Annotated in this window: 16 protein-coding genes and 1 tRNA gene; 10 read left to right on the top strand and 7 right to left on the bottom strand. The window is 68.7% G+C overall.

Annotation, left to right across the window (positions count from 1 at the left end; all coding sequences use genetic code 11):
* Position 1: 1 nt before the first annotated feature.
* Positions 2 to 2,488 (bottom strand): YhgE/Pip domain-containing protein, encoded by a 2,487-nt coding sequence (locus tag J9315_RS02285; RefSeq protein WP_211978716.1) that lies wholly within the window; start codon positions 2,486 to 2,488, stop codon positions 2 to 4.
* Positions 2,485 to 5,352 carry an MMPL family transporter gene (locus J9315_RS02280; protein ID WP_211978715.1) on the bottom strand — a complete coding sequence of 956 codons (2,868 nt, stop codon included), beginning with the start codon at positions 5,350 to 5,352 and terminating at the stop codon, positions 2,485 to 2,487. The genes J9315_RS02285 and J9315_RS02280 overlap by 4 nt, the downstream gene beginning before the upstream one ends.
* A 181-nt stretch (positions 5,353 to 5,533) precedes the next feature.
* Between J9315_RS02280 and J9315_RS02275 the strand changes: the two genes are divergently transcribed.
* The gene (locus J9315_RS02275; RefSeq protein ID WP_211978714.1) at positions 5,534 to 6,193 is read left to right on the top strand and encodes a TetR/AcrR family transcriptional regulator; all 660 of its coding nucleotides are present in this window, start codon (positions 5,534 to 5,536) and stop codon (positions 6,191 to 6,193) included.
* Positions 6,194 to 6,217: 24 nt separating this feature from the next.
* Positions 6,218 to 7,189, top strand: a complete 972-nt coding sequence (locus tag J9315_RS02270; protein WP_211978713.1) for a hypothetical protein — start codon at positions 6,218 to 6,220, stop codon at positions 7,187 to 7,189.
* A gap of 153 nt (positions 7,190 to 7,342) precedes the next feature.
* On the opposite strand, the gene J9315_RS02265 is transcribed toward J9315_RS02270, so the two are convergent.
* Both J9315_RS02265 and J9315_RS02260 read right to left on the bottom strand, forming a co-directional pair.
* Positions 7,343 to 8,587, bottom strand: a complete 1,245-nt coding sequence (locus tag J9315_RS02265; protein ID WP_249120997.1) for a C45 family peptidase — start codon at positions 8,585 to 8,587, stop codon at positions 7,343 to 7,345.
* A 169-nt stretch (positions 8,588 to 8,756) separates the two neighbouring features.
* Positions 8,757 to 9,842 (bottom strand): MBL fold metallo-hydrolase, encoded by a 1,086-nt coding sequence (locus J9315_RS02260; RefSeq protein WP_211978712.1) that lies wholly within the window; start codon positions 9,840 to 9,842, stop codon positions 8,757 to 8,759.
* A 317-nt stretch (positions 9,843 to 10,159) separates the two neighbouring features.
* On the opposite strand from J9315_RS02260, the gene J9315_RS02255 reads away from it, so the two are divergent.
* Both J9315_RS02255 and J9315_RS02250 read left to right on the top strand, forming a co-directional pair.
* Positions 10,160 to 11,605: an APC family permease gene (locus tag J9315_RS02255; RefSeq protein WP_249120996.1), complete on the top strand. Its 1,446-nt coding sequence runs from the start codon at positions 10,160 to 10,162 to the stop codon at positions 11,603 to 11,605.
* Between the two features lie 420 nt (positions 11,606 to 12,025).
* Positions 12,026 to 13,192, top strand: coding sequence for an IS1249 family transposase (locus tag J9315_RS02250; RefSeq protein WP_211978711.1), 1,167 nt, complete (start codon positions 12,026 to 12,028; stop codon positions 13,190 to 13,192).
* 99 nt (positions 13,193 to 13,291) lie between these two features.
* Here the strand turns inward: J9315_RS02250 and J9315_RS02245 are convergent.
* Positions 13,292 to 13,379 (bottom strand) — tRNA-Ser (locus J9315_RS02245).
* A gap of 137 nt (positions 13,380 to 13,516) precedes the next feature.
* Positions 13,517 to 16,903: a hypothetical protein gene (locus J9315_RS02240; RefSeq protein ID WP_211978710.1), complete on the bottom strand. Its 3,387-nt coding sequence runs from the start codon at positions 16,901 to 16,903 to the stop codon at positions 13,517 to 13,519.
* Between the two features lie 196 nt (positions 16,904 to 17,099).
* Between J9315_RS02240 and ilvA the strand changes: the two genes are divergently transcribed.
* Complete coding sequence (ilvA, locus tag J9315_RS02235; RefSeq protein ID WP_211978709.1) at positions 17,100 to 18,383, top strand: threonine ammonia-lyase IlvA; 1,284 nt, start codon at positions 17,100 to 17,102, stop codon at positions 18,381 to 18,383.
* A 59-nt stretch (positions 18,384 to 18,442) separates the two neighbouring features.
* Here ilvA and J9315_RS02230 read toward each other — a convergent pair whose 3' ends face one another.
* Positions 18,443 to 19,615, bottom strand: coding sequence for an epoxide hydrolase (locus J9315_RS02230; protein ID WP_211978708.1), 1,173 nt, complete (start codon positions 19,613 to 19,615; stop codon positions 18,443 to 18,445).
* Between the two features lie 184 nt (positions 19,616 to 19,799).
* On the opposite strand from J9315_RS02230, the gene J9315_RS02225 reads away from it, so the two are divergent.
* The 5 genes from J9315_RS02225 (at position 19,800) to J9315_RS02205 (ending at position 23,636) form a co-directional block, all read left to right on the top strand.
* On the top strand, positions 19,800 to 20,357 hold the full coding sequence (locus J9315_RS02225) for a CGNR zinc finger domain-containing protein (RefSeq protein WP_198499748.1): 558 nt from the start codon (positions 19,800 to 19,802) through the stop codon (positions 20,355 to 20,357).
* A gap of 75 nt (positions 20,358 to 20,432) precedes the next feature.
* Positions 20,433 to 21,476: an NAD(P)H-quinone oxidoreductase gene (locus tag J9315_RS02220; RefSeq protein WP_198499749.1), complete on the top strand. Its 1,044-nt coding sequence runs from the start codon at positions 20,433 to 20,435 to the stop codon at positions 21,474 to 21,476.
* On the top strand, positions 21,473 to 22,240 hold the full coding sequence (locus tag J9315_RS02215; RefSeq protein WP_198499750.1) for a proteasome activator: 768 nt from the start codon (positions 21,473 to 21,475) through the stop codon (positions 22,238 to 22,240). The genes J9315_RS02220 and J9315_RS02215 overlap by 4 nt, the downstream gene beginning before the upstream one ends.
* Positions 22,237 to 22,806: a hypothetical protein gene (locus J9315_RS02210; RefSeq protein ID WP_198499751.1), complete on the top strand. Its 570-nt coding sequence runs from the start codon at positions 22,237 to 22,239 to the stop codon at positions 22,804 to 22,806. Before J9315_RS02215 ends, J9315_RS02210 begins: the two co-directional genes overlap by 4 nt.
* Positions 22,803 to 23,636 carry a Cof-type HAD-IIB family hydrolase gene (locus J9315_RS02205; protein ID WP_198499752.1) on the top strand — a complete coding sequence of 278 codons (834 nt, stop codon included), beginning with the start codon at positions 22,803 to 22,805 and terminating at the stop codon, positions 23,634 to 23,636. Before J9315_RS02210 ends, J9315_RS02205 begins: the two co-directional genes overlap by 4 nt.
* Positions 23,637 to 23,642 lie beyond the last annotated feature (6 nt).

The following is a 23,642-nucleotide window of genomic DNA, read 5'->3' as shown; positions in this document are numbered from 1 at the left end:
GCTACGCCATCGCCAGGGCTTCCTCCGGCTTCGTCGTCCGGGCCCGGACGATCGCGAGCAGCGACATGACGAGTCCGATGACCGCCCACGCGAGCAGTCCGCCGTAGGCGGCGCCGAGGCCGCTCGTGCCCGCCGCGATGGCTGAGAACCCGTTCATCGCCGGGGTCAGCGGCAGCAGCGGGGCGACGAACTGGAAGAACTCGGGCACAGCCCCGATCGTGCGCCCGGCGACGGCGAGGACGACGGCGATGACCGAGAGGAATCTCCCGACCCCGCCGAACCACGCGACGAGCGCGAAGTTGAGCACCATGAACACGAGCGCGGAGACGAACGTGAGCACGGCGATGTCGAAGCCCTGGATCGCGTCGATGTCCATGACGGTGACGGCGAGGATCGCGAGGACGAGCGCCTGGACGAGTCCGACGGCGAGCCCCGGCACGAGACCGCGCAGCCACACCGACACCGACGACCGGGTCGAGAGCAGGGTCGAGGAGGGGATCGGCTTGAGCACCGTGTACGTGACGAGTCCCCCGACCCAGAGCGCGAGCATGATGAGCAGGGCGATCGTCGATCCGGTGAGGAGGTTCGTCACCGAATCCGTGTTCGGGGCCTCGATGTTCGCCGAGGCGACCCGGGAGAGCTTGTCCCGGTCCGGTGCCGAGTACGACGGCACTTCGTCCGCACCGTCCTGCACGCCGTCGGCGAACTGTCCGACGCCGTCGGTGTACTCCTCGGATCCGTCGGCGAGCTGGCCGAGCCCGTCGGCGAGGTCGGTCGAACCCGTCGCGGCCTGTGAGACCCCTGTCGTGTACTGGTCGAGGCCGGTCGACAGCTGACCGGCGCCGTCGGAGAGCTGGCTCGCGCCGTCGGAGAGCTGGCTGGCACCGTCGGCGGACTGCGCGATGCCGTCGGTGAGCGCCGGCATGCCGTCGGCGAGCTGCTGGCTGCCGTCAGCGACCTGGGAGGCACCGTCGGACAACTGTGAGCTGCCGTCGGCGAGTTCCGAGGCGCCGTCGCGCAGGCCCTGCGAGGCTTCGAGCAGCTGCGGGGCGTTGTCGGCGATGTCCTGCATGCCGTCGGCGAGGTCGCCGAGACCGTCTTCGAGTCCCTTGACGAACTCGCTCATCCCGGAACTGAGATCATCAGCCCCCGTCGCCAGCGTCTCTGCCCCGCCGAGGAGCGACTGCTCGTCATCGGTCGAACCGAGTCCCTCGATGGCCGAGTTCAGCCCACCCGAGGTGCCGGCGAGCAGACCCTGGGCATACGCCTGCTCCGCGCCCTGGCACGCAGGCTCCGGGGTGCCGGCCGGGCACAGCTGGGCGCGGATCTGGTCGGCCTGACCGCTCGTGAGCAGGCCTGCGCTGACGAGTGAGTCGAGACCGGTGACCGTACCACTCTGGGCGAGCCGGTCCGCGTCGTCGGCGCCGGACTGCAGACCGTCCCGATATTCGCCGAGGCCGTCGGACAGGCCGTTGGCCCCTTCGGCGACGCCCTGCGCTCCCTTGTCGAGCTCCTGCCCGCCGGAGATGAGGTCGTCGAGTCCGCCCTGGCCCGAACCGCTGCCCGAGTCCCCCGACAGGCCCCTGATGATCTCGTCGATCGACGTCGTGTACTCGTCGACGCCGCTCGACAGGTCACCGGCTCCGGTCGAGAGATCGCTCGCTCCGGACGAGAGGTCGCCCGCGCCGTCGGCGAGCTGCTGGGTGTCATCGGGCAGGCTCGCCGTCTCGTCGCGCATCGTGCCGAGCCCGGTCGAGAGCTCCCCGGCACCGGTGGCGAGCTCACCCGCACCCGTGGCGAGGTCGCCGGCTCCCGTGCTCAGCTCCCCGCCGGCGCTGTCGAGCTCTTGCATGCCGCCGGCGAGCTCACCGGCACCGTCGGCGGACTGCCGGGTGCCTTCGGAGAGCTGCTGGGCGCCGTCGTCGAGTTCGCCGGCGGCGTCGCCGAGCTTGCGCATCTGCGTGCCCATGTCGTTGAACCCGACGTAGATGTTGTCGAGGTAGGTCTCCGTCATCTCCGTGTTGAACGTCGTGCGCGCCACCTCGGCGACGGAGCGGGAGAGGAGCTGGTCCGAGGCCGGTGCGACGCCGGAGACGTCGATGTCGAGCTGCGTCTGCGTCGCGGTGTCGGCGTCGGAGACCGAGGTCACGGCCCGCGAGAAGCCGGCGGGGATCGTCAGCCGCGCCGCGTACGTCCCGTCGGCGAGCCCCTTCTCCGCGTCCTCCTCGTCGGTGATGACCCAGTCGACGTTGTTGTCCTTCTCCCCGACGAGCCCACTGGTGAGCTCCCGTCCGATGGGCACGGTCTGACCGTCCACCTCGGCGCCCTCATCGTTGTTGACGATGGCGGCCTCGATCGTGTCGAGCCGGTCCCCGCTCTTCCAGGTGGCGAGGATGAAGCCGGCGGCCACGATGATGGGGATGAGGACGAGACCTGCGAAGGACACCCAGGTCACGGGCTTCTTGGAGTTCGCTCGCTCGAGTCTCACGACTGTACGCCTTCCGTGTGGTTCGTCGCGGCGGCGCCGGTGCGCGCGCCGATGCTGTCGGTGCCCTCGGGTTCTCCCGCGGCGGGACTTCCCGCGGCGGGGTCGATCGTCGCCTGGTCGAGGTCGAGGTGGAGGTAGTCGGCGTGGGGCGGGAGGATCCCGCGCACATCCCCGCTCGGCAGGGCGAGGACGACGGCCGTGCCCTCGGCGGTGAGCTCGGGCAGCGCATCGGCGAGGTACCGGCCCTCGCTGCGGGTCAGCGCCTCGGCGCCGTCGATGACGAGCAGGGCGGGGGCATCCCGGCGGAGGCGGGCGATCTCCGGCACTCCCGGGGGCGGGGTCCCTCCCTCGCCGAGGTCGTAGAACGGGACCGTGCGCCTGACCTTGCCCGCGTGCTCGGGCAGGACCATTGCGCCGATCTTCATCTCCCCGGCCGTGAGCGGGACGCGACCGGTCATCGCGAGCAGGAGCGCGGTGCGGTCGGTGCCGCTGACGACGAGCGTCTGGCCCGGCAGAAGGGAGACGTCGACGTGGGAGAAGCCGCGCCCGTGGGCGCTCACTCCGACGCCGCGGCCGAAGACGCGGTAGGGCGAGTTCGGTTCGGGCCAGTCGCGCAGGGCCACCTCGTGGGCTAGTCCCTCCCCTTCGACGTCGAGGCGGGGCAGGATCGCATCGAGCCATTTCGGCAGCCACCACGCCTTGTCGCCGAGGAGCTGCATGATCGCCGGCACGAGCGACATCCGGACGAGGAACGCGTCGACGAAGATGCCGGCGGCCAGCGCCAGCGCGATCGATTTGATGATCGGCTCCCCGGCGGGCACGAACGCCGCGAACACGGAGAACATGATGACCGCGGCCGCGGAGACGACGCGGGCGGAGGAGAGGAACCCGGCGCGGATCGCCTGCCGGGCGCTCGCCCCGTGGACGTAGGCCTCCCGCATCCCGGAGACGAGGAAGACCTCGTAGTCCATCGCGAGCCCGAAGAGGATGCCCATGAGGATGATCGGGAGGAAGCTGATGACCGGTCCGGTCTGGTCGATGCCGAGGGGCTGGGCGAACAGTCCGTCGTGGAAGACGAGGACGACGGAGCCGAACGACGCGAAGACGGACAGGAGGAAGCCGCCTGTGGCCTTGAGCGGCACGGCGATCGAGCGGAAGACGATCGTGAGGAGGATGATCGAGAGGCCGACGACGAAGATCCCGAAGGGCACGAGCGCCTTGCCGAGCTGATCGGAGACGTCGATCTGGATGGCCGTGGCACCGGTGACGGCGGTGTCGAAGCCGTAGTCGTCCTCGATCTGCGTGCTCAGCTCGCGCAGCCGGTTGACGGTGTCGAGGGTGGCCGGGTCATCCGAGCTCGTCGTCGGGATGATCTGGAAGAGCGCGGTCGTCGCATCCCGGTTCGGGGTCGCGAGCACGACCTGCTCGACGCCGGGGACGTCGGCGATGCGGGCCTCGATGTCGTCGACGTCGCCGAGCGGATCATCGGAAGTGACGATCTCGCTCGTCATGACGAGCGGACCGTTGTACCCGGGACCGAAGTGCTCGTCGATGAGGTCGTACGTCGTCCGGGCCGGTGTCCCCTCCTCCTGCTGACCGGCCGTCGGCAGGGACAGCTGCAGCTGGGTGGCGGGGATCGCGAAGAGGCTCAGACCGCCGACGATGACGACGATCGTGAGGATCGGGAGCTTCGTCACCGCGGTCAGCCAGCCGGAGTAGAAGCGGTCCATGAACGTCTGCGGATAGGGTTCGCCCGCCTCGGCGAGGACGGTCTTGTCCGTGGACGCATCGCGTCCCTCGGCCTCCGCCCGGGCCATGGCCCGGCGGTAGCGGCGGGAGGGCTTCGGGGTGATCTTCGCCTTCGCGAACCCGAGCAGGGCGGGCACCATCGTCAGGGAGATCATCACGGCGACCGCGACGGACCCCGAGGCGCCGATGCCCATGACGGTGAGGAACGGGATGCCTGCCAGCGAGAGGCCGAGCAGGGCGATCATCACGGTGATGCCGGCGAAGACGACGGCAGATCCCGCCGTCGCCACCGCCCGCCCGGCGGCCTCGATGGGTTCGTGGCCCTCGGCCAGCAGCGCTCTGGCGCGGGAGACGATGAAGAGCGCGTAGTCGATGCCGACGGCGAGGCCGAGCATGAGGGCGAGCATGATCGACGAGGAGTTGATCGCCCCGAACGCCGTCGCCCCGACGACGAGGAGGACGGAGATCGCCACGCCGATGAGCGCCGTGATGAGCGGCATGCCGGCGGCGCGGAACGATCCGAGGGTGAGGAGGAGGACGACGAAGGCGATGATGACGCCGATCCCCTCGACCCAGGAGACGTGGACGCCGGTGATCTGGAAGAGCTCACCGCCGGCGTCGACCTCGGCGCCGGGCAGGTCCGCGCGGATTCCGTCGAGCGCGGCGACGAGTTCATCGGCGGCCGCGGGTCCTCCGACCTCCTGGAGGCTGCCGTCGTACTGGACGGAGATCATCGCCGCCTGCGCGTCGTCGCTGATCGCGCCTTCGACCATGTCGTCGAACGGTGAGGTCACGGCGTCGACGTTGGGCAGCTCGCCGAGGTCGTCGACGGCCTGCTCGATCCCGTCCCGGTAGTCGGGGTCGGTGACGGACTGTCCGTCGGGGGCGACGACGATGACCGACGCCGAGGTGCCGGCCGCCTCGGGGAAGGTCGCCTTCATCGCGTCGAGGGCGACCTGTGCCTCGGAGCCCGGGAGCGTGAAGTCGTCATCGAAGTCCTCGGCGAAGGCGGCGACGCCGGCGGCGACGAGGCCGAGGATGACCAGCCAGAGAGCGATGAAGCGCACCGGCTGGCGGAAGGCCCGGCGCCCGAGGGCGTAGAGAAAAGTCGACACGAAGACCTCGATACAAAAGTGTATTGGATACAGTCATGTATTCTTGTGGACAACGCCTCTCGAGCGCAAATCAGTATGAGAGAATCGTGTGATTTCCCATGGGATGCCCAGTTTCGGCCGGGACGTCCCGGCCGGGAGGCGGACCAGCCGGGTGACGAGAGACGGGCGAGACTGACACGCGATGAACACCGAGAACCTCAGCGACCGCAGGCGACGGACCCGGTCCACCCTCGTCGAGGCCGGCGTCTCCGTGTTCGCGGTCAAGGGCATCGAAGGAGCGTCGATCGAGGAGATCTGCGAAGCCGGCGGCCTGACCCGCGGCGCGTTCTACTCGAACTTCTCCAGCCGCGACGACCTCGTCCTCGCGACCCTCGAGATCCGTGCCGCCGAGACCCTCGACCGCCTCGATGCGACGATCCAGCGGTGGAAGGAGCAGCTCGACGACACCGACGCCGCGGAGATCAGACCGCTGCTCACGCAGTTCGTCGAGGAGATCTTCACCGAGAAGCTCCACACCGTCGCCGATGCGATCGCCGAACAGGAGGTCGAACTCTACTGCCTGCGGGTCCCGGAGCTCTACGCGCGCTACCAGGAGCTCGACGCCGGTCGCCGGGAGAGGCTCGCCCGGCTCGTGCGCACGGCGATCGAGAACGTCGGCGCAGTGCCGACGATCCCGCTCGACAGCCTGCTGACGATCCTCATCTCCCTCTTCACCCACCTTTCGCTGCAGTCCGCCGCCGGACGCGACCTGAGCGACCCCGTCGACATCGACCCGGACCTCATCGTCGAGGTTCTCCTCCGGTTCCTCGATTTCACCGACTGCGCGACCCCTGAGGCCTGAGCTCCAGCGGCTAAGGTGGAGGGCGTGACTGAACTTCAGCGTGAATACACGGCCTTCATCAACAACATGGACGTCCGCCTCGGCGCGTTCGTGCTCGCGGACCTCCCCCAGTCCGTCGAACAGGAGGACGGCACCCAGGCGCCCTTCCGCAAGGACATGAGCCCGGAGTCCCTGCCGCTCATCGAGCATTTCGTGCTCTCCCGGTTCGCGAACCCCGACGAGGTCGTCTCTCCCGACAACCACCGCTTCGTCGAGGGGCTCATCCGCTACCTCGGCGAGACGTACCTGCGCGCCGTCGGCGGCGCGTGGGACCACGACGAGACGACGGGCAACGGGATGCCGTTCATCCGCCCCGACAATGCCGACGGTCCGACCAAGGGCGAGCCGATCCCCCTCGTCGCCGTCGTCCTCACCGCCGTCGACCAGCGCACCGGCGGGATCTTCACCGCCGTGCTCGACCGGGCCCGCCAGGAGCTCGGCGGCGACGGCAGCCCGCGGCGGACGTCGACGGGTCTGTCGATCGGGATGCTCACGTCCGAGAACTCCTCCGAAGAGGAGGTCGAGTTCCTCTCCCGCTTCCTCGGCACCGTCGAGCCGGGCATCGCCTCGTGGACGAAGGAGCAGGCCGACCCGCAGTCGTGGGCCCTCGACCGTGACAGTCTCGTCCGGCTCGGCAAGCAGCTGAACGTCCGATACGACTCCCGCGACGAGATGATGGCCGACGACGAGATCGCCTTCGTCGGCGGGGCGATGCGCTTCATCGGCGAGACGATCCGACGCATCGGACTCGGGCAGTGGCGCTACGGGGCCGAGCTCGAAGCCGACGACCCCCGCAGCCAGCAGCCATTCATCCGCTTCGTCATCGGCGACCAGAACCTCGACATCGTCCCGTGGAAGCTCGCACAGGCCGCCCTGGATGACCCCGAGGCGATCGCGAAGGGCCTCGACACGATCATCGAGATGCGCACCGAGGAGGCGGAGAAGTCCGCCGAATGAGGTGACGGCCCGCGCCCGCGAGGCCACGGAGCGGGTTTGCGCGTGTTGAACGCGGATTTGCGCCAGTTGAACCTGAGATGGCCACGACCGGTACTGGCCATCTCAGATTCAGCTGGCGCAAACTCGTCAGGCCCCGGAGCGGCCGGCGCTGGGTCAGAGCTGGAAGCGGCGGTTGCCGTGGAGTCCGTCGGCCGGTGACCCGGGTGCGAGGTCGATCGTCTTTGCGCCCGGGTCGATCTGCACCGTGACGAGGGTCGCCGGCCGGTCTCCGTAGGCGGCGCCGGGCTCCGGCGTGCAGCTCACCGGCGGGTCGCCCGGCCCCGAGGTGAGGAGGGCGACGAGGTCGGCCGTCGTCTCCGGCGGATCCCCGGCGGTGATCGCGGCGGCGGTGCGGGCGGCGAGGAAGTCATAGCGGGGTCGTGAGCTCGAGTCCGCGCGCAGCTCCATCGCTCCGGCCTGCAGATCGGGGTGGAGGAAGTGGTTCGTGTGGAGGAGGACGTCGGCCTCGGCGAGCACCGCCTCGGTGTCGGCAGCTCCCACGTCGCCGTTCGCAACGGGATCCCCGGGGCGGAGTTCGCGCTTGGCCTCCCCGGCGATCTCGACCTGGACGGCCGCCTCGGCGGTGACGACGGTGATGACCGACGACGATGAGGTCGGGGCGGAGCGGATGATCTCCACCGCCTCGGTGAGGGTGTGCGCGGTCGAGAGCACCCGGTCGAGGACGGCGTGGACGGGCACTCCCCCGGCCCGGTCGTCCGCGTGCTTGAGGATGTTGAGGTGGACGCCGACCCCGGCTTCGTTGAGGCCGATCTTGCCGAGCATCCCGTACTCGGCGATGCCGACGTGGCGCAGCTGGCCGGGCACGGCCCCGACGTCGCCGACGTGCCACAGCGTCGAGAAGTCGGCGAGCCAGTCCCAGGTCTGCGCCGAGACCGTCGCCCCCGGCACGACCCGGGTCACCGTCGAGCACTCGGTGGGGGCGGCCTTGGCAAGCGTCATGATCTCGGTGCGGGCGATGACCTCCATGATCTCGGTGACGGTGCGCCCGGAGCCCTCGGCGACCGCGGAGATCTCAGCGGCGGCCTCCGGCGCCCACGCCTGCAGGCGCGCATAGCTGTCGTCGGCGGCATGGCGGGCTTCGACCTCGGTGATGCCGAGGTGGGCGAAGTACCGCTGGTAGCCGGCGATCGCCGCGCCGATCCCGGTGCGCAGTTCGCGGCCGCGCTGCAGCCCGCGCTGGATGTGGTCTCCGGCGCGGGAGACGAAGACCTCCGGACGCACCGCGGCGGCGGACACGAAGTCCGCCGTCATCCTCGCATCGGGCTGTCCTGCATGCTCCGGGGCATCGTGGGACTCGGTCGCCGACGGCGCGGCATGGGCGGGTCGCTGTGTCGTCACGGGAGGCTCCTCCGTTCGGGTTGCCGGTCATCTTCGCGCATCGCGGGAGCAGGTGACCCACGTGCCCACATCGCGGTCTGTTCGCGCTCACGCCGAGGCAGTGGGCAGTGCGGCGCTGCGGTGCCGGTCCGCACGGTCACCGGGGAAAACGATGCCGGCGGGTCCTTCCTCACCGATTCCCGACGAGGGAGCCCGTGCCGACGTCGAGGTCGAGGTAGTGCATGTGCGCGGCGGTCTCGGCGAGCGCGGCGAAGAGGTTGAAGTGGTGGAGCTGGTCGAATCCGCGGGCCCAGTGCAGGCCCTGGGCGATCGAGTAGACGGAATGGTCGTCGGTCTCGCTCATCCGCGCGTCGATCTCGGCGAGGCGCTCGCGGTGATGCTCGACGAGCTCCCGTTGGCGCTCGTGGAGACCGCGGAACCGGAAGCCGTGCGCGGGCAGGACGGCGATGTCGGCAGCGAGCGTGCCCATCTTCTCGAGCGATCCGAGATAGTCGCCGAGGCTGTGCGTGATCGAGCCGCTGTCGAGGCCGATGTTCGGCGTGATCGTCGGCAGGACGTGGTCGCCGGAAAAGAGGAGTTCGCCCTCGCGGACGAAGGCCGTGTGCCCGTAGGTGTGGCCAGGGGTCCACAGAGCGTCGAGGCGTCCGGTCTCGAGCGGCAGGGTCGCCCCGTCCTCGAGGATGCGCAGCGTGTCCGGCAGCTGCGCGAGTTGGAGGGCGAAGGGATCGCGCTCGCGTCCGGGTCCGTCCTCGCGCTTCGCCGGCCGGCTGACCTGCAGCGATTCGACCTCGTGCCAGCGCTCCTCGGGCACCCCGTAGGCGCGGGCGATGTTGAGGTTCGGATCGGTGCCTGTGCCGAGGTCGACGGCCCGTGAGGCGAAGCGCTTGACCGCGCGCAGGTCCTCGCCGTGGAGTGCCACCCACATCGCCGGGTTCTCCTTGATGAGCGCGGGGACGAGTCCGATGTGGTCGCGGTGGTAGTGGGTGATCGCGACACCGTGGATGTCGCGCACGGCGAAGCCGAGGTCGGCCAGCGCCGAGGTGAGCGCGAGGTACTGGTCCCGTCCGTCCCAGCCGGGGTCGATGAGGACGACGCCGTCGCCGTCGGCGAGCGCGTAGCAGTAGGTGTAGACGAGCGGGTTGTTCGGAATCGGCACCGGGATCGCCCACACTCCGTCGGCGGTCTGCTCGACCGGTGGGAGGACCCTGTCCTGCCACGCGCGGGACTGCTGGGGGCTGAGCGTTTCGATCGGCATCGGTGCGGGTCTCTCCTCGTCGAGCAACGGTGATGGCGGTGAGTTCCTCCGCCCAACCTACTCCCAATCCCGGAAAACTGAAAGATCGTTCGACAATTGATTGCACCACTGACCTTGTGACCACTCAAGCCGAATCAGACGCAACGGATTTCGCACCCCTCAAGCGCCGCCTCGGCGATATGAGCTTCTCTATCCGTGGTCACGATTTCGCTTTTCGTTGAAGTGCATTACCATCGGCATGGCGCAGGTCACATCTGCGCCCGCGTGGGGACGCTGCTCAGCGCCGCTCACGGCAAGACTCATCGGGGAGGATTGATATGGCGGCATCAGGATCGCTCAAACGGAACCTGGGACTGTGGTCCATCGTCGGGCTCGGGCTCGGGTACATGACGCCGACGGTCGTCTTCGACACGTTCGGGATCGTCTCGGACGAGACGAACGGGGCGGTGCCGGCGGCCTATCTCACCGCGCTCGTCGTCATGGTGTTCACGGCGTTCAGCTACGGGAAGATGGTCCGGGTCTTCCCCACTGCGGGCTCGGCGTACACGTACACGCGCGAGACGATGACACCGGGGCTCGGGTTCCTCGTCGGGTGGACGTCGCTCATGGACTATCTGCTGCTGCCGATGGTCAACTGCCTCATCATCCGCCTCTACATGGAATCGATGGTGCCCGACGCACCGCCGTGGATCTGGGTCGTCGCCTACACGGTCATCATGACCGGCATCGTCCTGTCGTCGATGCGGGGCACGGCGAACATCAACGCGATCCTCCTCATCTTCTCCCTCGTCCTTATGGTCACCTACTGCGCGCTCGCGATCGCCCAGCTCAATGCCGGTGAGGGAGCGGGCACGGTCTTCAGCCCCGAGCCGTTCATCCACGACGGGGTCGAGTTCACCGCGGTGCTCACCGGGGCGACGGTCGTCTGCTTCTCCTTCATCGGGTTCGATGCGGTGACGATGTATACGAACGAAGCCAAGCACGTCAATCTCATGCCCAAGGCGATCCTCATCACCGTGCTCGCCGGCGGCGGCATCTTCCTCGTCGCGAGCTACATCACGCAGCTGCTCTACCCGGACAACTCGCAGTTCACGATCGTCGACGATCCGCTGCCGGAGATCGGGCTGCTCACCGGCGGGCCGCTGTTCCAGCTCTTCTTCGTCGCCGCCGCGTTCGCGGCGACCGTGGCCTCGGGGCTCGCGTCGCACGCCTCGGTCTCGCGCATGCTGCTCGTCATGGGACGCAACGGGGTGCTGCCGCGCAAGGCGTTCGGCTACATCAACCCGAAGACGCACACGCCGGTGTTCAACATCGTCCTCGTCGGCCTCGTGTGCCTCTTCGCGATGTCGTTCAGCCTCGAGTTCATCTCCGCGCTCATCAACTTCGGGGCGCTCATCGCGTTCACCTTCGTCAATCTCACGGTCATCGCCCACTACGCGTTCCGCACCCGTCAGGTCGTCGACGCCAAGTCGGCGTTCAGCTACGTCGTCATGCCCGCCATCGGGGCGATCCTCACGGGAGTGCTCTGGGTGAGCCTGCATGAGACGGCGCTCATCGGCGGGCTCGTGTGGTTGGCCGTCGGCGTCGTCTACCTCGCGGTCCTCACGCGCGGCTTCAAGCGCACGGTCCGCAGCTTCGACGATCCCGAGGCCGACGCCGACATGTCGGAGCCCGAGGTTCCGGAGGACAGTGCGGCAGCGGAGGCGGGACCTGGCGCAGGGCCCGGTTCGGGATCTGCTCAACCGGGGAAGCCGGTCGACTGACCGGGGCGTCGGACCGCGGACACGCTGGTCCATCGGTCCACGGACGCAGGGGCGTCGGACCGCGGACGCGGGGCGATCGCGCAGGCTCGGAGCGTCGTTGCGCCGCCTCGCGGTGGGGATTGCGCCGGGTCGACGCGGGGGTGCTGCACAGCCTCTGCGCGGGGGCGCAGCGACCAGACCTTCGTAAGGTACCAACGTTCTCGACCGGCCGCCTCACACAAAAGTATGAATTCGGTCCGGTTTCACGTCACATTATGTCGCCGAGGCGGCCGGCCGTGACAGGGCACCGTCCGGTCCCGTGTCGGACCGGTCCGGAACGCAGAAATGGGGTTAATGGTCAAAATGTGTGTACAGGATAGGCCCCTTGCCCAGTAACCAGTAGACCAAGACGGGGTCGAACATGCTCTGGAAGCATGTTCAGTGTCCAATCCCAGAAATCATCCCGTCTGTGGTGTATGTGCCACCAAGCTCGTCAAGAACGGCACAACCAGTGCCGGACGCACCCGGTGGCGATGCAAACACTGCGGGGCCTCCACCACTCGGGCCCGGGACGACATCACCAGGAAATCAGTCTTCGACAAGTTCCTTACCTGGCTACTCGGCACGAGCAGCCTCGCTGACCAGGACCAGTCGATCGCGACGTTTCGTCGCCGCACCCAATGGTGCTGGAACGTGGCACCGACCATCGTTGCAACCGGCGTGGTCTATGACCAGATCATGCTCGATGGCACCTACTTCAACGGATGGTGCGTCCTCATCGCCCACACCGGTACCCACGTCATCGACTGGCAATGGTGCGACCGGGAGAAAACCGCGTCCTGGACGGCACTGCTCGAACGGATCCCGGCCCCGACAGTCGCGATCATCGATGGCAACGCGCCCCTCATCGCGACAGTGAAGAAGCACTGGCCTGACACGCGGATCCAACGCTGCTATTTCCATATTCGTCAGGCCGGCAACAAGCACCTGACCAGGCGTCCACGCCTACCCGCGAACCGGGCCTTGCTCCATCTGTACACAGCTCTGCCGAAGATTCGCACACTCGGCGAGGCCGCTGCCTGGACAGCTGCTTTCGCATCATGGGAAGCGGAATGGGAATCGTTGCTCAAACACCGCACCTATGCGACGTCCGGGGCACCCCGACCGAACTATGTGCGACCGGGGCAGAAATGGTGGTACACCCATATCCGGACCCGGCGGGCGTGGAAGCTCCTGGCTGAACTCATCACTGACGGGCATCTGTTCACGTGGCTGGAGCTGGCTGAGACAGGGTTGGTCGTGGCGCGGGCAACGAGCGCGTTGGAAGGAGGTCCGAATAAGGCGATCAAGGACTTCCTCCGGGCCCACCGCGGCCTGGCGATCGAGCATGCCCGTCGTGGGATCGATTGGCTGCTGTACCTGCGGACCGAGGCGCCGCAGGATCCCTGGGCCTTCGTCACTGCCGACGACTGGGTGCTCGATCGTCAGCGGGCGGTCGTCGTCAAGCCCGAGACGGGCAGGGAAGAGACGAATCGCTTGTATGGGACCGGGTTCAGTGTCGAGGACGGCAACGGTATCCAGAAGGGATGGGGAGGCCGGTCTCGATGACTTCAGTGAGTGTGACACGCCCCTGCTGTACACACATTTTGATCATTAACCCCAGAAATGCGCTGCGACATCCGTCGATGTCGCAGCGCATTTCGTCAGCGGAAGCGGTGGGATTCGAACCCACGGTACGGGGTTGCCGCACAACGGTTTTCAAGACCGTCTCCTTCGGCCGCTCGGACACGCTTCCAGTGATCAACCCGGCCTGCTCAGCGCGGAGCTGAGCCAGAACAGTTTCTCACAGTCGCGCGAACAACTGCCAATCGCCGAGGCTTCCTGTTGATCGGCACCATCCCGCGATCGGTCGGGTCCTGCAATCGAATCCGATCAGTGCTTGTTCTTGCCGTTCTTCGGCTTATTCTCCCCGGGCACCTCACGTGCCGGTCCCCCATCGTGCTTGTGCCGCTCGGTCGGGGCGCGGCCAGTCGAATCCGCATCGGCCGAGGTGGCACCGCGGGCAGCGAACGTCGCAGGAACACGGGAGACGACGAACTCGGACTCTTCCTCGTCGTCGAACTCGTCCTCGTCGGTGGTCACACCGCCCGGCGCGGGACGGCCGGGGCGCTGAGCAGGTCGAACCGGCGCTTCGGCGACACCGGAGTCCTCCGACGAGGCATCCGCGTCAACGGAGTCGGTGACCTCGTCCGCAGTGTCGGTGTCACGGGCCGAAGCCGGAACACTGTCGGCGCTATCCACGCTGTCGGCACCGTCGAAATGGTCGGCAGAGTCTGCGCTGTCGGCGATCGGCTCGTCGTCGGCGGCGGCGACCGCTGACGCAGTCTCGTCTTCGGCCACGCGTGGGGCGTCGGGCAGCATGTCCGGAGCGTACTCCGGCGGTTCGGGCGGCAGCGGCGGGGCATCGGGCATCGGCGCGGTCCGCTCGACCGGCGGCTCTTCGGCCAACGGCGGGGCATCGGCGTCGACGCTCGATTCGGACTCAGAGGCAGGCCGCGATTCGGAATCGGTGTCGGTCGTCGATTCGGACTCAGCGACAGGCCGCGTTTCGTCCGAATCTGCCGGCTCGTCGATCGCTTCGACGTCCGCCTCGACGAGGCCATTGACCTCCGAGTCCCCCGACGCCATTTCGCTGACGATGGGATCGACCTCGGGCACGCGTTCGTCGACCGGTTCGACCGCCTCGGTGGTCACCCCGTCGACGTACGAGCCCTCGGTGGTGAGGTCCGGGCCGGAGGAGCTGCCCTTGGTCGATTCGTGCTGGATGAAGAGCGTCCGCGTCACCGTGGTTCCGCGCACCGAGGTGGTCACCGCCTCGTCTGCAGACGCACTCTCCGCCGTCACCGCGGGGTACGGGTCGGAGGTGCGGCCGCCGGAGCGCTCGGTGCCGGCCTGGGCGTCGGTGGGTGCTTCGACGCTCGGCTCGGTGAAGCCGCCGCCGTCGGCGACCATGTCGGCGATCGATTCGTCTGTGGTCGACACTGCCTCCGCCGACACGGCGTCGACCGGGGTGTCATGAAGACCGACATCGCGCGGGGTCGCGGTCGCGGATTCGGAGCTCGCCGAGGCGGTCGCAACCTCATCCGTGTCCGAGTCATCGGCACCGCCCAAGCCAGTCGCAGCGTCGACGTCGCTCACAGAGCCGGTCTGTCCCGCAGCGTCGACGTCGCTCGCACGATCATTCTGTCCCGCAGAGCTGGTGCCGTCGGCAGAGTCGGCAGCGCGTGATTCCGTGCGCTCGGTGTCGGGCGCATCAGCGTCGGAGCGCTCATCAGCGGATTCCTCCGAGGAGGCCGTCGCTGCGCCGGCGATGCCGGCCGCCCCGACGACTCCTGCGGCACCGGCGACGAAGGCCGCACCGGATCCCGAGGGTCGATCATCATCGCGGGCCGCACCATCACGCACTTCGGCGTCGTCGCGCGGTGCAACGTTGTCACCCGGTGCAACGTCATCACGCAGCTCAGCGTCGTCGGCCTCAGCGTCATTCGTCGTCTCAGGTCGAGCCGTAGCCGATTCGGGCGAGGCCGATCGTTCATCGCCGCTTTCGCCCGTCGCATCACCCGCGCCACCATCACCGGCACTCGCGCCGCTCGCGGGCACACTGAGCTCCGCCTCGGTGGGGTCGCCGGCACCGCGGGCGGGCTTGCCCTTGAGGATGAGCGTGAGGGTCGCCAGCGGCACCGACAGCCAGTTCGGGCGGTTGCGCAGTTCCGTGACGGTCTCGACGAGGAGCCTGTCGATGAGGGCCGCGCGCAGCACCGGATCGCTGAGGCCGATGCTTTCACCGCGCGCCCGCGAGTACCCGCTGAGAAGCGAGTTCTGCACCTGCGAAGCCCACAGGTACTCGGGAGAATCGTAGATCGCCCGCAGCGCTGCGGGCTTGTCGCCGAAGCCGTTGACAACGAGGCTGCCGTCCTCGGCGCTCAGCGCATCCGTGCGCTGGAGCCGGGCGAATCCGGCGGCGTAGTCGACGCTGCGGAGCAGGGCGACGAGGTCGAGGGCGACCGGCCTGGGCTCCGAGTTCGACGCATCGCTGAACTTGACGACTGCGTAGCCGTCGCTCGGCGAGCTGACGACGTGGTCGAGCGTGAGCTCACCGTGGATCTTCTGCAGCTGCCCGATCGTGTCGAGCGAACGCAGCTTGGCCTTATGCTGCTTGAGCTCGGGCACGAGCGCATCGAGCGCCAGCGGTGCCCGGCCGAGAGCCCAGTCGATGCGCTCGACCCACTTGTCGACGAACTCCTTCGTCGGCGCACCCCGGCCCTCGACGATGCCGAACTCAGCGGCCATGTCCGCATGGAGTTCGCCGATCCGCCGGCCCATCTCCGCGGCCTGCGCGTTGTATCCGCCGATCGATCCCGAATCGACGGCGCACACGATGTCGACGGCTTCGCGCCACGCGGGCTCGGCCTCGACATCGGCGCGGGAGAGCAGCGCCATCGGCGCCTCCATCTCCGTGACCTCGAACATGTCGTACCAGCGACCCGAACTCCAGCCGATGACCTCGGGCACGCTGCGCGATCCCGCTTCCGTCAGCAGCACGGGGATCGTCAGCGATGACGGCATCCCGTTCTCGAGCACGCGGAAGAAGATCAGCTCGATCGGCTCGTAGGCGTCGTGGATGACGACGGTCGACTTGTTCGCCCCCGAGTCGGCGACCTCGATCGGGCGGATCTCGACGTCGATCTCGTCCTTGACCTCGGTGAGCGGGGGTGCCGTTTCCGGCTTCGGGGGGACCGCCTCGGCGCTGGAATCCGACGTCGATGCCCCTGCGCTCGCCGAGGCGGCCGACCCCGACGTCGACCCGGTCCGTCCCGCGGTCGGCAGGCTCCCCCGCTCGCGGCTGTGCCGGAGGGATTCGGTGCTCAGCTGGCCGCCGTCGAAGACCTTGCGCTTCGTGATCGCGTCGGCGAGGAGGTTGACGAACACGGGATCGGCGGCCCCGTCGTAGACGAAGACGCGACCGAGGGCGAGGTCGTCGACGGTGCCGATGAGGGCGTGGCGGAGGTGGATGTCCTCGGCCCCGCGCAGGGAGAGGGGGATGTTGAGTCGGCGCAGGGTGGGGCCGTCGCCGACGGAGATCACGGTGACGAGGCCGGAGAATCCGCCGAGCTCCTCGGCGGTGAAGGTGAAGGCGCGAGCGACCGACATCGGCGTGATGTCGGGGTCGGTGCCGAAGTCAGCGGCGAGCTTCGGGAACCACGACTGCCGGGGAATCCAGCTGGCTAACAGTTGTTCCAGCTCACTGCTGATGGCCATGTCGCCTCCTTGAAGGGATTACGGGCATCTACCATCCAACCACGATATCGGCCTCCCGCGACCGAGGGCGCACCCGAAAACCCTGAAGTCAGCGGGGTCGCGAAGCCGCGAAGAGAGGCGCAACAGGCGGACAGCGCGTTTGCCATGCGGGACGGTTTGCCGAATAGCAAGACACAGGGCGCACAATGGAGGAGTGTTGAAACAAGACGAATCACCCCAGAAGCAATCACTCGCGCACGAGGTCGATGCGGCCGCTGCGCGAATTGCCGACTCCGTGATCACGTCACCGCTCCAGATTTCGGAGCGGCTGTCCGCCGCGACCGGTGCCACCGTCTACCTCAAGCGCGAAGACCTCCAGCCGGTGCGCTCGTACAAGATCCGCGGCGCGTTCAACTTCATGCTCCAGCTCGACGACGATGAGCGCGCCCGCGGCGTCGTCTGCGCCTCGGCGGGCAATCATGCGCAGGGCTTCGCACTCGCGTGCCGGCAGCTGGGCATCCAGGGCACGATCTTCGTCCCGAAGACGACGCCGCGGCAGAAGGTCGACCGCATCCGCCACTTCGGCGGTGACCGGGTGACGATCGAGATCTCCGGGTCGACGTACGACGACGCCTCGGCGCTCGCGCACCGCTTCGCCGACCGGAACGCGGCCCTCCTCGTCTCCGCCTTCGACGACCCCCGCACGATCGCCGGGCAGGGCACCGTCGCCGTCGAGATCGCCGAGCAGCTCAACCCGCACCCCGATTACATCATCGTGCCCGTCGGCGGCGGCGGGGTCCTCGCCGGCATCGCCGCCTACGCGGCCGAGCACATGCCGAACACCACGGTCATCGGCGCCGAACCCTCAGGCGCTGCCTCGATGATCGCCGCGCTCAAGGCCGGCCACCCGGTGACGCTGGAGAACATCGACCGGTTCGCCGACGGCACCGCGGTCAAGCGCGCCGGCAACATCACGTACGAGATCATCTCCGACCTCGGCGTCGATGTCCGCCCCGTCCACGAAGGGGCGGTGGCCACGGAGATGCTCGCGATGTACCAGGTCGACGGCATCATCGCCGAACCCTCCGGGGCGCTGGCCTCGGCGGCGATCGGGGCGGCCGGCAGCGGCAAACCCGTCATCGTCGAACCGGGCCCGAGCGTCGTCTGCCTCGTCTCCGGCGGCAACAACGACATCTCCCGCTACCCGGAGATCCTCGAGCGCTCCCTCGTTCACGAGGGCCTCAAGCACTACTTCATCGTCGACTTCCCGCAGGAGCCCGGCGCCCTGCGCCGCTTCCTCAATGAGATCCTCGGCCCCGACGACGACATCGCGATGTTCGAGTACGTCAAGCGCTCCGACCGCGAGACCGGGCCGGCGTTCGTCGGCATCCAGCTCGGCGCCGCGGAGGACCTGCCCAATCTCCTCGAGCGCATGGAGTCCTCCCAGATCGAGATCGAACGCGTGCACCAGAACTCCCCGATGTTCCGGCTCTTCGCGTAGTCAATCGGTCCTCCTTTCGCCGAGGTGGTCGTCCGTGGCCGTGCCGCACGGCCAGCCGGTCACCCGGCGGCGAGCACCGCGGTGAGAGCTGCCCGCAGGTCGTCGACGAAGTGCTCGGGCATCTCGAGGGACGGGAAGTGCCCTCCGCGCACGGGTTCGCGCCAGCGCACGATCCGCCGGTACCGCTGCTCGGCCCACGGTCGGGGACATTTCGACGAGACGTCGGCCGGGTACATCGTGATCGCCGCCGGCACGTCGATCCGCAGAGCCGGATCGAGGGAGTTGTGGCTCTCGGCGTAGATGCGGGCCGCTGAGGCCCCGGTGCCCGTCAGCCAATAGAGGGTGATGTTGTCGAGCACACGGTCCCGCGACATCGTCTCGAACGGACCGTTGTCGGTGTCCGACCATTCGGCGAACTTGTCGAGGATCCACGCCATCTGACCGACCGGGGAGTCGACGAGGGCATACCCGACCGTCTGCGGACTCAACGCCTGCGCCTTCGCATACCCGGCGCGGTTCTGCCAGAAGTCGCGGTGGTCATCGACCCATGCCCGCTCTGCCGCGGTGAGGGTGTCCGGATCCAACCCGGGAGGCGCCTCGGCGAACGTCGAATGGATGCCGAGGACATGGTCCGGGAACCGGCCGCCGAGGATCGTCGTGATCACACCGCCCCAGTCGCCGCCGTGGGCGAGGAAGCGGTCGTAGCCGAGCCGGGCCATCAGCTCGACCCACGCCGCCGCGGTCCTCTCCGTGCCCCAGCCCGTCTCCGCCGGCCGGTCGCTGAAGCCGAAGCCGGGCAGGGAGGGGATGACGACATGGAACGCAGGAGCATCGGGATCCGCCGGGTCGGCGATCTCGTCGACGACGTCGATGAACTCGGCGATGCTGCCGGGCCATCCGTGGGTCATGATGAGCGGCACGGCATCCGGCCGGGAGGACCGGCGGTGGAGGAAGTGGATGACGAGGCCGTCGATCGTCGTGCGGAACTGCCCGATCTCGTCAAGGCGGGTCTCGAACGCCCGCCAGTCGTAGTCGGCGCCCCAGACTTTCGCGAGCGCGACGAGGTCGGCGAGCGGAACGCCCTGCCGCCAGCGATCGGCTCCGACCGCGGTCGGAGGCAGCGGCTCGGGTTCGGGCCATCGGGTCGCGGCCAGCCGGGCGCTGAGGTCACGCAGCTCCGCCTCCGGCACGGTGCTGTGGAACGGGCGGATGGCGCTGTCGTGCAGTGGCATGGGTCCTCCTCGACCGGATGCTCGCCTCGTGCTCCGAGACGTCGAACTCTCTGTCACCGGACGTCGACCGCGCCGGCAGGGGACGGCGACGACAGTTGATGAACCAGCTATGACGGTTCTACCATCGGACACCGGCCCCGCACAAGGGTCCCGCGTACGGGTCGACGGCGTTTAAGGTGAGTCCATGGGTGATGCATTTCCGGAGTTCCGGCTCGGCGCGGTGCTCGCGACGAGCTTCACGGGAACGCTCACCGAACGGCAGGGCGAACGCCGCGAGCGGATCCCCACCCCGGCACGACTCGTCGACTGGCTGGCGGTCGTCGGCCTCGACGTCGCCGGGTGCACGGAGGAAGAACTCGTCCTCGCCCGGCAGCTGCGTGAGGCCATCCACCACGCGGCCACCGCAGCAGCGCTCGGTGAGCCGCTGCCCGCCTCGGCGCTCGACATCATCAACGACGCCAGCCGGCAGGGGTGGGCGGCACCCGTGCTCACCGGCGACGGCGAGCGCCGGTGGCAGCTGAGCAGTCCCGCCGCTGTCGCCGATGCGCTCAGCGTCATCGCCGCCGACGCGATCGACATCATCGCCGGCACCCGCGACGGACGCTTGGCCCTGTGCGCCTCCCCGACGTGCCACGCGGCGTTCTTCGACACCAGCCGCAGCCGTTCCCGGCGCTGGTGCGACATGAACACGTGCGGCAACCGGGAGAAGAAGGCCCGGTTCAACGCGAAGCATCGGTCGTGACCGCTCACCGGTTTCGGATCGGATTCACCGCCGGGCACCCCTGCCGGCCACTGCCCCACGGTCTACAGTGGTCACATGCGCGCTATCACGATTCCCACCCCCGGAGATCCCGAGGCACTGCAGCTCACCGACGTCCCCACCCCTGAGATCGGGCCGGACGAGGTCCTCGTCAGAGTCCACGCCGCCGGAGTGAATCGCGCCGACCTCCTGCAGCGGCAGGGCTTCTACAACCCGCCGCCGGGTGCGACGGAGATCCCCGGCCTCGAGGTCTCGGGCACGATCGTCAAGCTCGGCGCCGATGTGAAGAACTGGAGCGTCGGCGATCGCGTCGCCGCTCTGCTCTCCGGCGGCGGCTACGCCGAGGAGGTCGCCGTGCCCGCCGGTCAGCTCCTCGCGGTGCCCGACACCTTCGACCTCACCGCTGCCGCTGCCCTGCCGGAGGTGCTCGCGACCGTCTACTCGAACGTCGTCGGCCGCGGTCGCGTCCGCATCGGCGAATGGCTGCTCGTCCACGGCGGCGGATCGGGAATCGGCACCGCCGCGATCCAGGTCGCGAACCTCCTCGGGGTGAAGATCGTCGTCACCGTCGGCTCCGCGGAGAAGGCGGAGTTCTGCCGCGAACTCGGCGCCGACGCCGTCATCAACTACCGCGAGGAGGACTTCGTCGCCCGCGTCCACGAGATCTGCACCCACCCGGACGGGGCGACCGGCGCCGATGTCATCCTCGACATCATCGGAGCCAAATACCTCGAGCGCAACATCGCCGCACTCGCCACCGACGGCCGTCTCGTCGTCATCGGCATGCAGGGCGGCACGACCGCCGAACTCGACCTCAGCACGCTCATGCAGGGACGCAAGACGATCACCGCGACGACCCTGCGCGCCCGACCGCCGTCGCAGAAGGCGGAGATCATCTCCGACGTCGGCGAACAGCTGTGGCCGGCGGTGATCTCCGGGGACATCCGCCCGATCATCGACACGACGGTGCCGCTCGCGGACGCCGCGAAGGCGCACCGGATCCTCGAGGACGGAAAGACCATCGGCAAGGTGCTCCTCCGCGTCGACGACGATGACTCAGCCCACGACGACTCAGCACACGACGAAGGAGCGCGCTCATGACCGCAGACGCCACGCCTACCGCGTCCGGTGCCGCTGATCCGCAGAGAGCCCAGGACGGCCTGCAGAATGTCCAGCCCGATGAGCAGGGTGCCCAGCAGAACACCGGCACCGAGGCGACCGGCAGTTCCGCAGACCGCACCGGAGTGCCGGTGTCGTCCGACTCCGAAGCGGACCAGGCCGGTCTCGCCCGCGGCGAGACGCTCACCGATGCCGCCTCGCATCCGGACCCCGCGACCGCGGCGGGCACCGGTGACACGCGCACGGCCGACGCGGCATCTGCATCCGCGTCCGAGTCCGATTCCGAGCCCGAGGCCGAGGCCGATGCCGCGTCCGAGGCCGCCGAGGAAGGCGACATCGCCTCGCCGGGCAAGGTGATGCGCATCGGCACGATGGTCAAGCAGCTGCTCGAGGAGGTCCGCAGCGCCGACCTCGACGAGAAGGGCCGACAGCGGCTCGCAGAGATCCATCGCCGGGCGATCGCCGAACTCGAGGACGGCCTCTCCGCCGAACTCGTCGCCGAGCTCGGCCGCCTCGACCTCCCGTTCGACTCCACCGACGAACCCCCATCGACCTCCGAGCTGCGCATCGCCCAATCGCAGCTCGTCGGCTGGCTCGAAGGCCTCTTCCACGGCATCCAGACGGCGATCATGGCCCAGCAGGCGATGGCGAAGCAGGAGACTCCCCCACCCGGCGGGCTCGTCCCCCAGGGTGGACCGGCGGCCGAGGGCGCCGATGACAAACGCAGGACCGGCAACTATCTGTGAAGAAGCTCTTCTCGTTCCGCAGGCGGCGCGCTGACGGCCCCGACGAACAGTTCGGCACGGGACTGTGGCGCCACAACCACGACCGGTTCCTCCGCGCCGTCGACCGCTACTACACGACCGCGCTCGCGATCCACACCGCCGCCCCGGCTGACGCCGAAGGTGAGGGCTCGTCCCCGACCGACGACGCCGAACACCCGACCGACGAACCCGGCACCACCGCACCCGAGCCGGCGGCCGCCTCGGCGCGGGATGCGATCATGGCCGGCACCCACCGCCTCAACGACCTGGCGACGGAGATCGACGCGATCACCGCGTGGCTGCACACCCACTGCCCCGTCGACGGCCAGGTCGTCCCCGGCCCCGTGCGCCAGGTCGTCGGGGACACCCCCGAACTGCTCACGCGGGCATCGTCGAAGGTCGCCGAGGCGGTCCTCGCGGCCTCGATGGCGCGCGCGGGGACCGCGACGCTGACCTCGACGGCCACCGCCACGGAGCGCTACATCACCGATGCTGCCGAGCTGCTCGCCCAGGTCAAGCGCATCCTCGCGGAGGCGGATGCCCGATGAGCGCGCTCACCTCACCGCCGCCGGATTTCGACCTCGGGCTCGTCGCCAGCGACATCGACGGCACCCTGCTCCTCGACTGGCAGCCGATCTCGCAGGTGACGATCGATGCGATCCACCGCTGCCAGCGGATGGGGATCCCGTTCGTCCTCGTCACCGGGCGCCCGATCCGCTGGCTGGCCGCGATCGCCGAGCAGATCCCCGACCTCGGTCGCGTCGTCTGCCTCAACGGCGCCGTCGTCTACGACATCGCCACGGACACCGTCGTCGATGCGCACCCGCTCGAGCAGGCCGGGGTCGAGGAGATCGTCGCGGCCATCGGCGCCGCCCACCCCGAGGCGCGCTTCGCGTTCGAAACGCTCACCGGGCTCTATGTTCAGGACGGTTTCGCCTCACGCTCCCCGCACGAGGCCACCGTCATCGGCGACCTCGGGGAGCTCGCCGACACCGACGTCGTCAAGATCCTCGTCAGCCTCGGCACGACCGACTCGGAGGCCCTCCACGACCTGCTCGGGCCGATCGTCACCCGCTCGTGCCACGCCTCGTTCTCCGACCCGGACAACGGCCTCGTCGAACTCGCCCCCGCCGGGATCACGAAGGCGAAGACGCTCGAGTCGGTGTGCGACCACCTCGGCGTCGGTCGGGACCGGGTGATGGCGTTCGGCGACATGCCCAACGATCTCGAGATGCTCACGTGGGCGGGCCTGGGGGTCGCGATGGGCAATGCGCTCGATGTCGTCAAGGACACCGCCGACGCCGTCACGGACCCGGTCGACGACGACGGGGTGGCGCACTTCCTCAATGCGGCCCTCGACGCCGTCCCCTCCCGCTGAGGGCGG

Source organism: Brevibacterium sp. W7.2, from assembly GCF_018137945.1.
GTDB classification, from domain to species: domain Bacteria; phylum Actinomycetota; class Actinomycetes; order Actinomycetales; family Brevibacteriaceae; genus Brevibacterium; species Brevibacterium sanguinis.
Note: the sequence above shows the minus strand (reverse complement) of the source record. Positions and strands in the feature narration are given on the sequence as shown.

What these genes read in the sequence shown, in the direction of transcription:
- J9315_RS02220 (WP_198499749.1), top strand. Translation starts at nt 20,433, where the DNA reads ATGCGCGCTATCACGATTCCCACCCCCGGAGATCCCGAGGCACTGCAG.
- J9315_RS02215 (WP_198499750.1), top strand. Translation starts at nt 21,473, where the DNA reads ATGACCGCAGACGCCACGCCTACCGCGTCCGGTGCCGCTGATCCGCAG.
- J9315_RS02240 (WP_211978710.1), bottom strand. Translation starts at nt 16,903, where the DNA reads ATGGCCATCAGCAGTGAGCTGGAACAACTGTTAGCCAGCTGGATTCCC.
- J9315_RS02275 (WP_211978714.1), top strand. Translation starts at nt 5,534, where the DNA reads ATGAACACCGAGAACCTCAGCGACCGCAGGCGACGGACCCGGTCCACC.
- J9315_RS02205 (WP_198499752.1), top strand. Translation starts at nt 22,803, where the DNA reads ATGAGCGCGCTCACCTCACCGCCGCCGGATTTCGACCTCGGGCTCGTC.
- J9315_RS02255 (WP_249120996.1), top strand. Translation starts at nt 10,160, where the DNA reads ATGGCGGCATCAGGATCGCTCAAACGGAACCTGGGACTGTGGTCCATC.
- J9315_RS02260 (WP_211978712.1), bottom strand. Translation starts at nt 9,842, where the DNA reads ATGCCGATCGAAACGCTCAGCCCCCAGCAGTCCCGCGCGTGGCAGGAC.
- J9315_RS02225 (WP_198499748.1), top strand. Translation starts at nt 19,800, where the DNA reads ATGGGTGATGCATTTCCGGAGTTCCGGCTCGGCGCGGTGCTCGCGACG.
- J9315_RS02230 (WP_211978708.1), bottom strand. Translation starts at nt 19,615, where the DNA reads ATGCCACTGCACGACAGCGCCATCCGCCCGTTCCACAGCACCGTGCCG.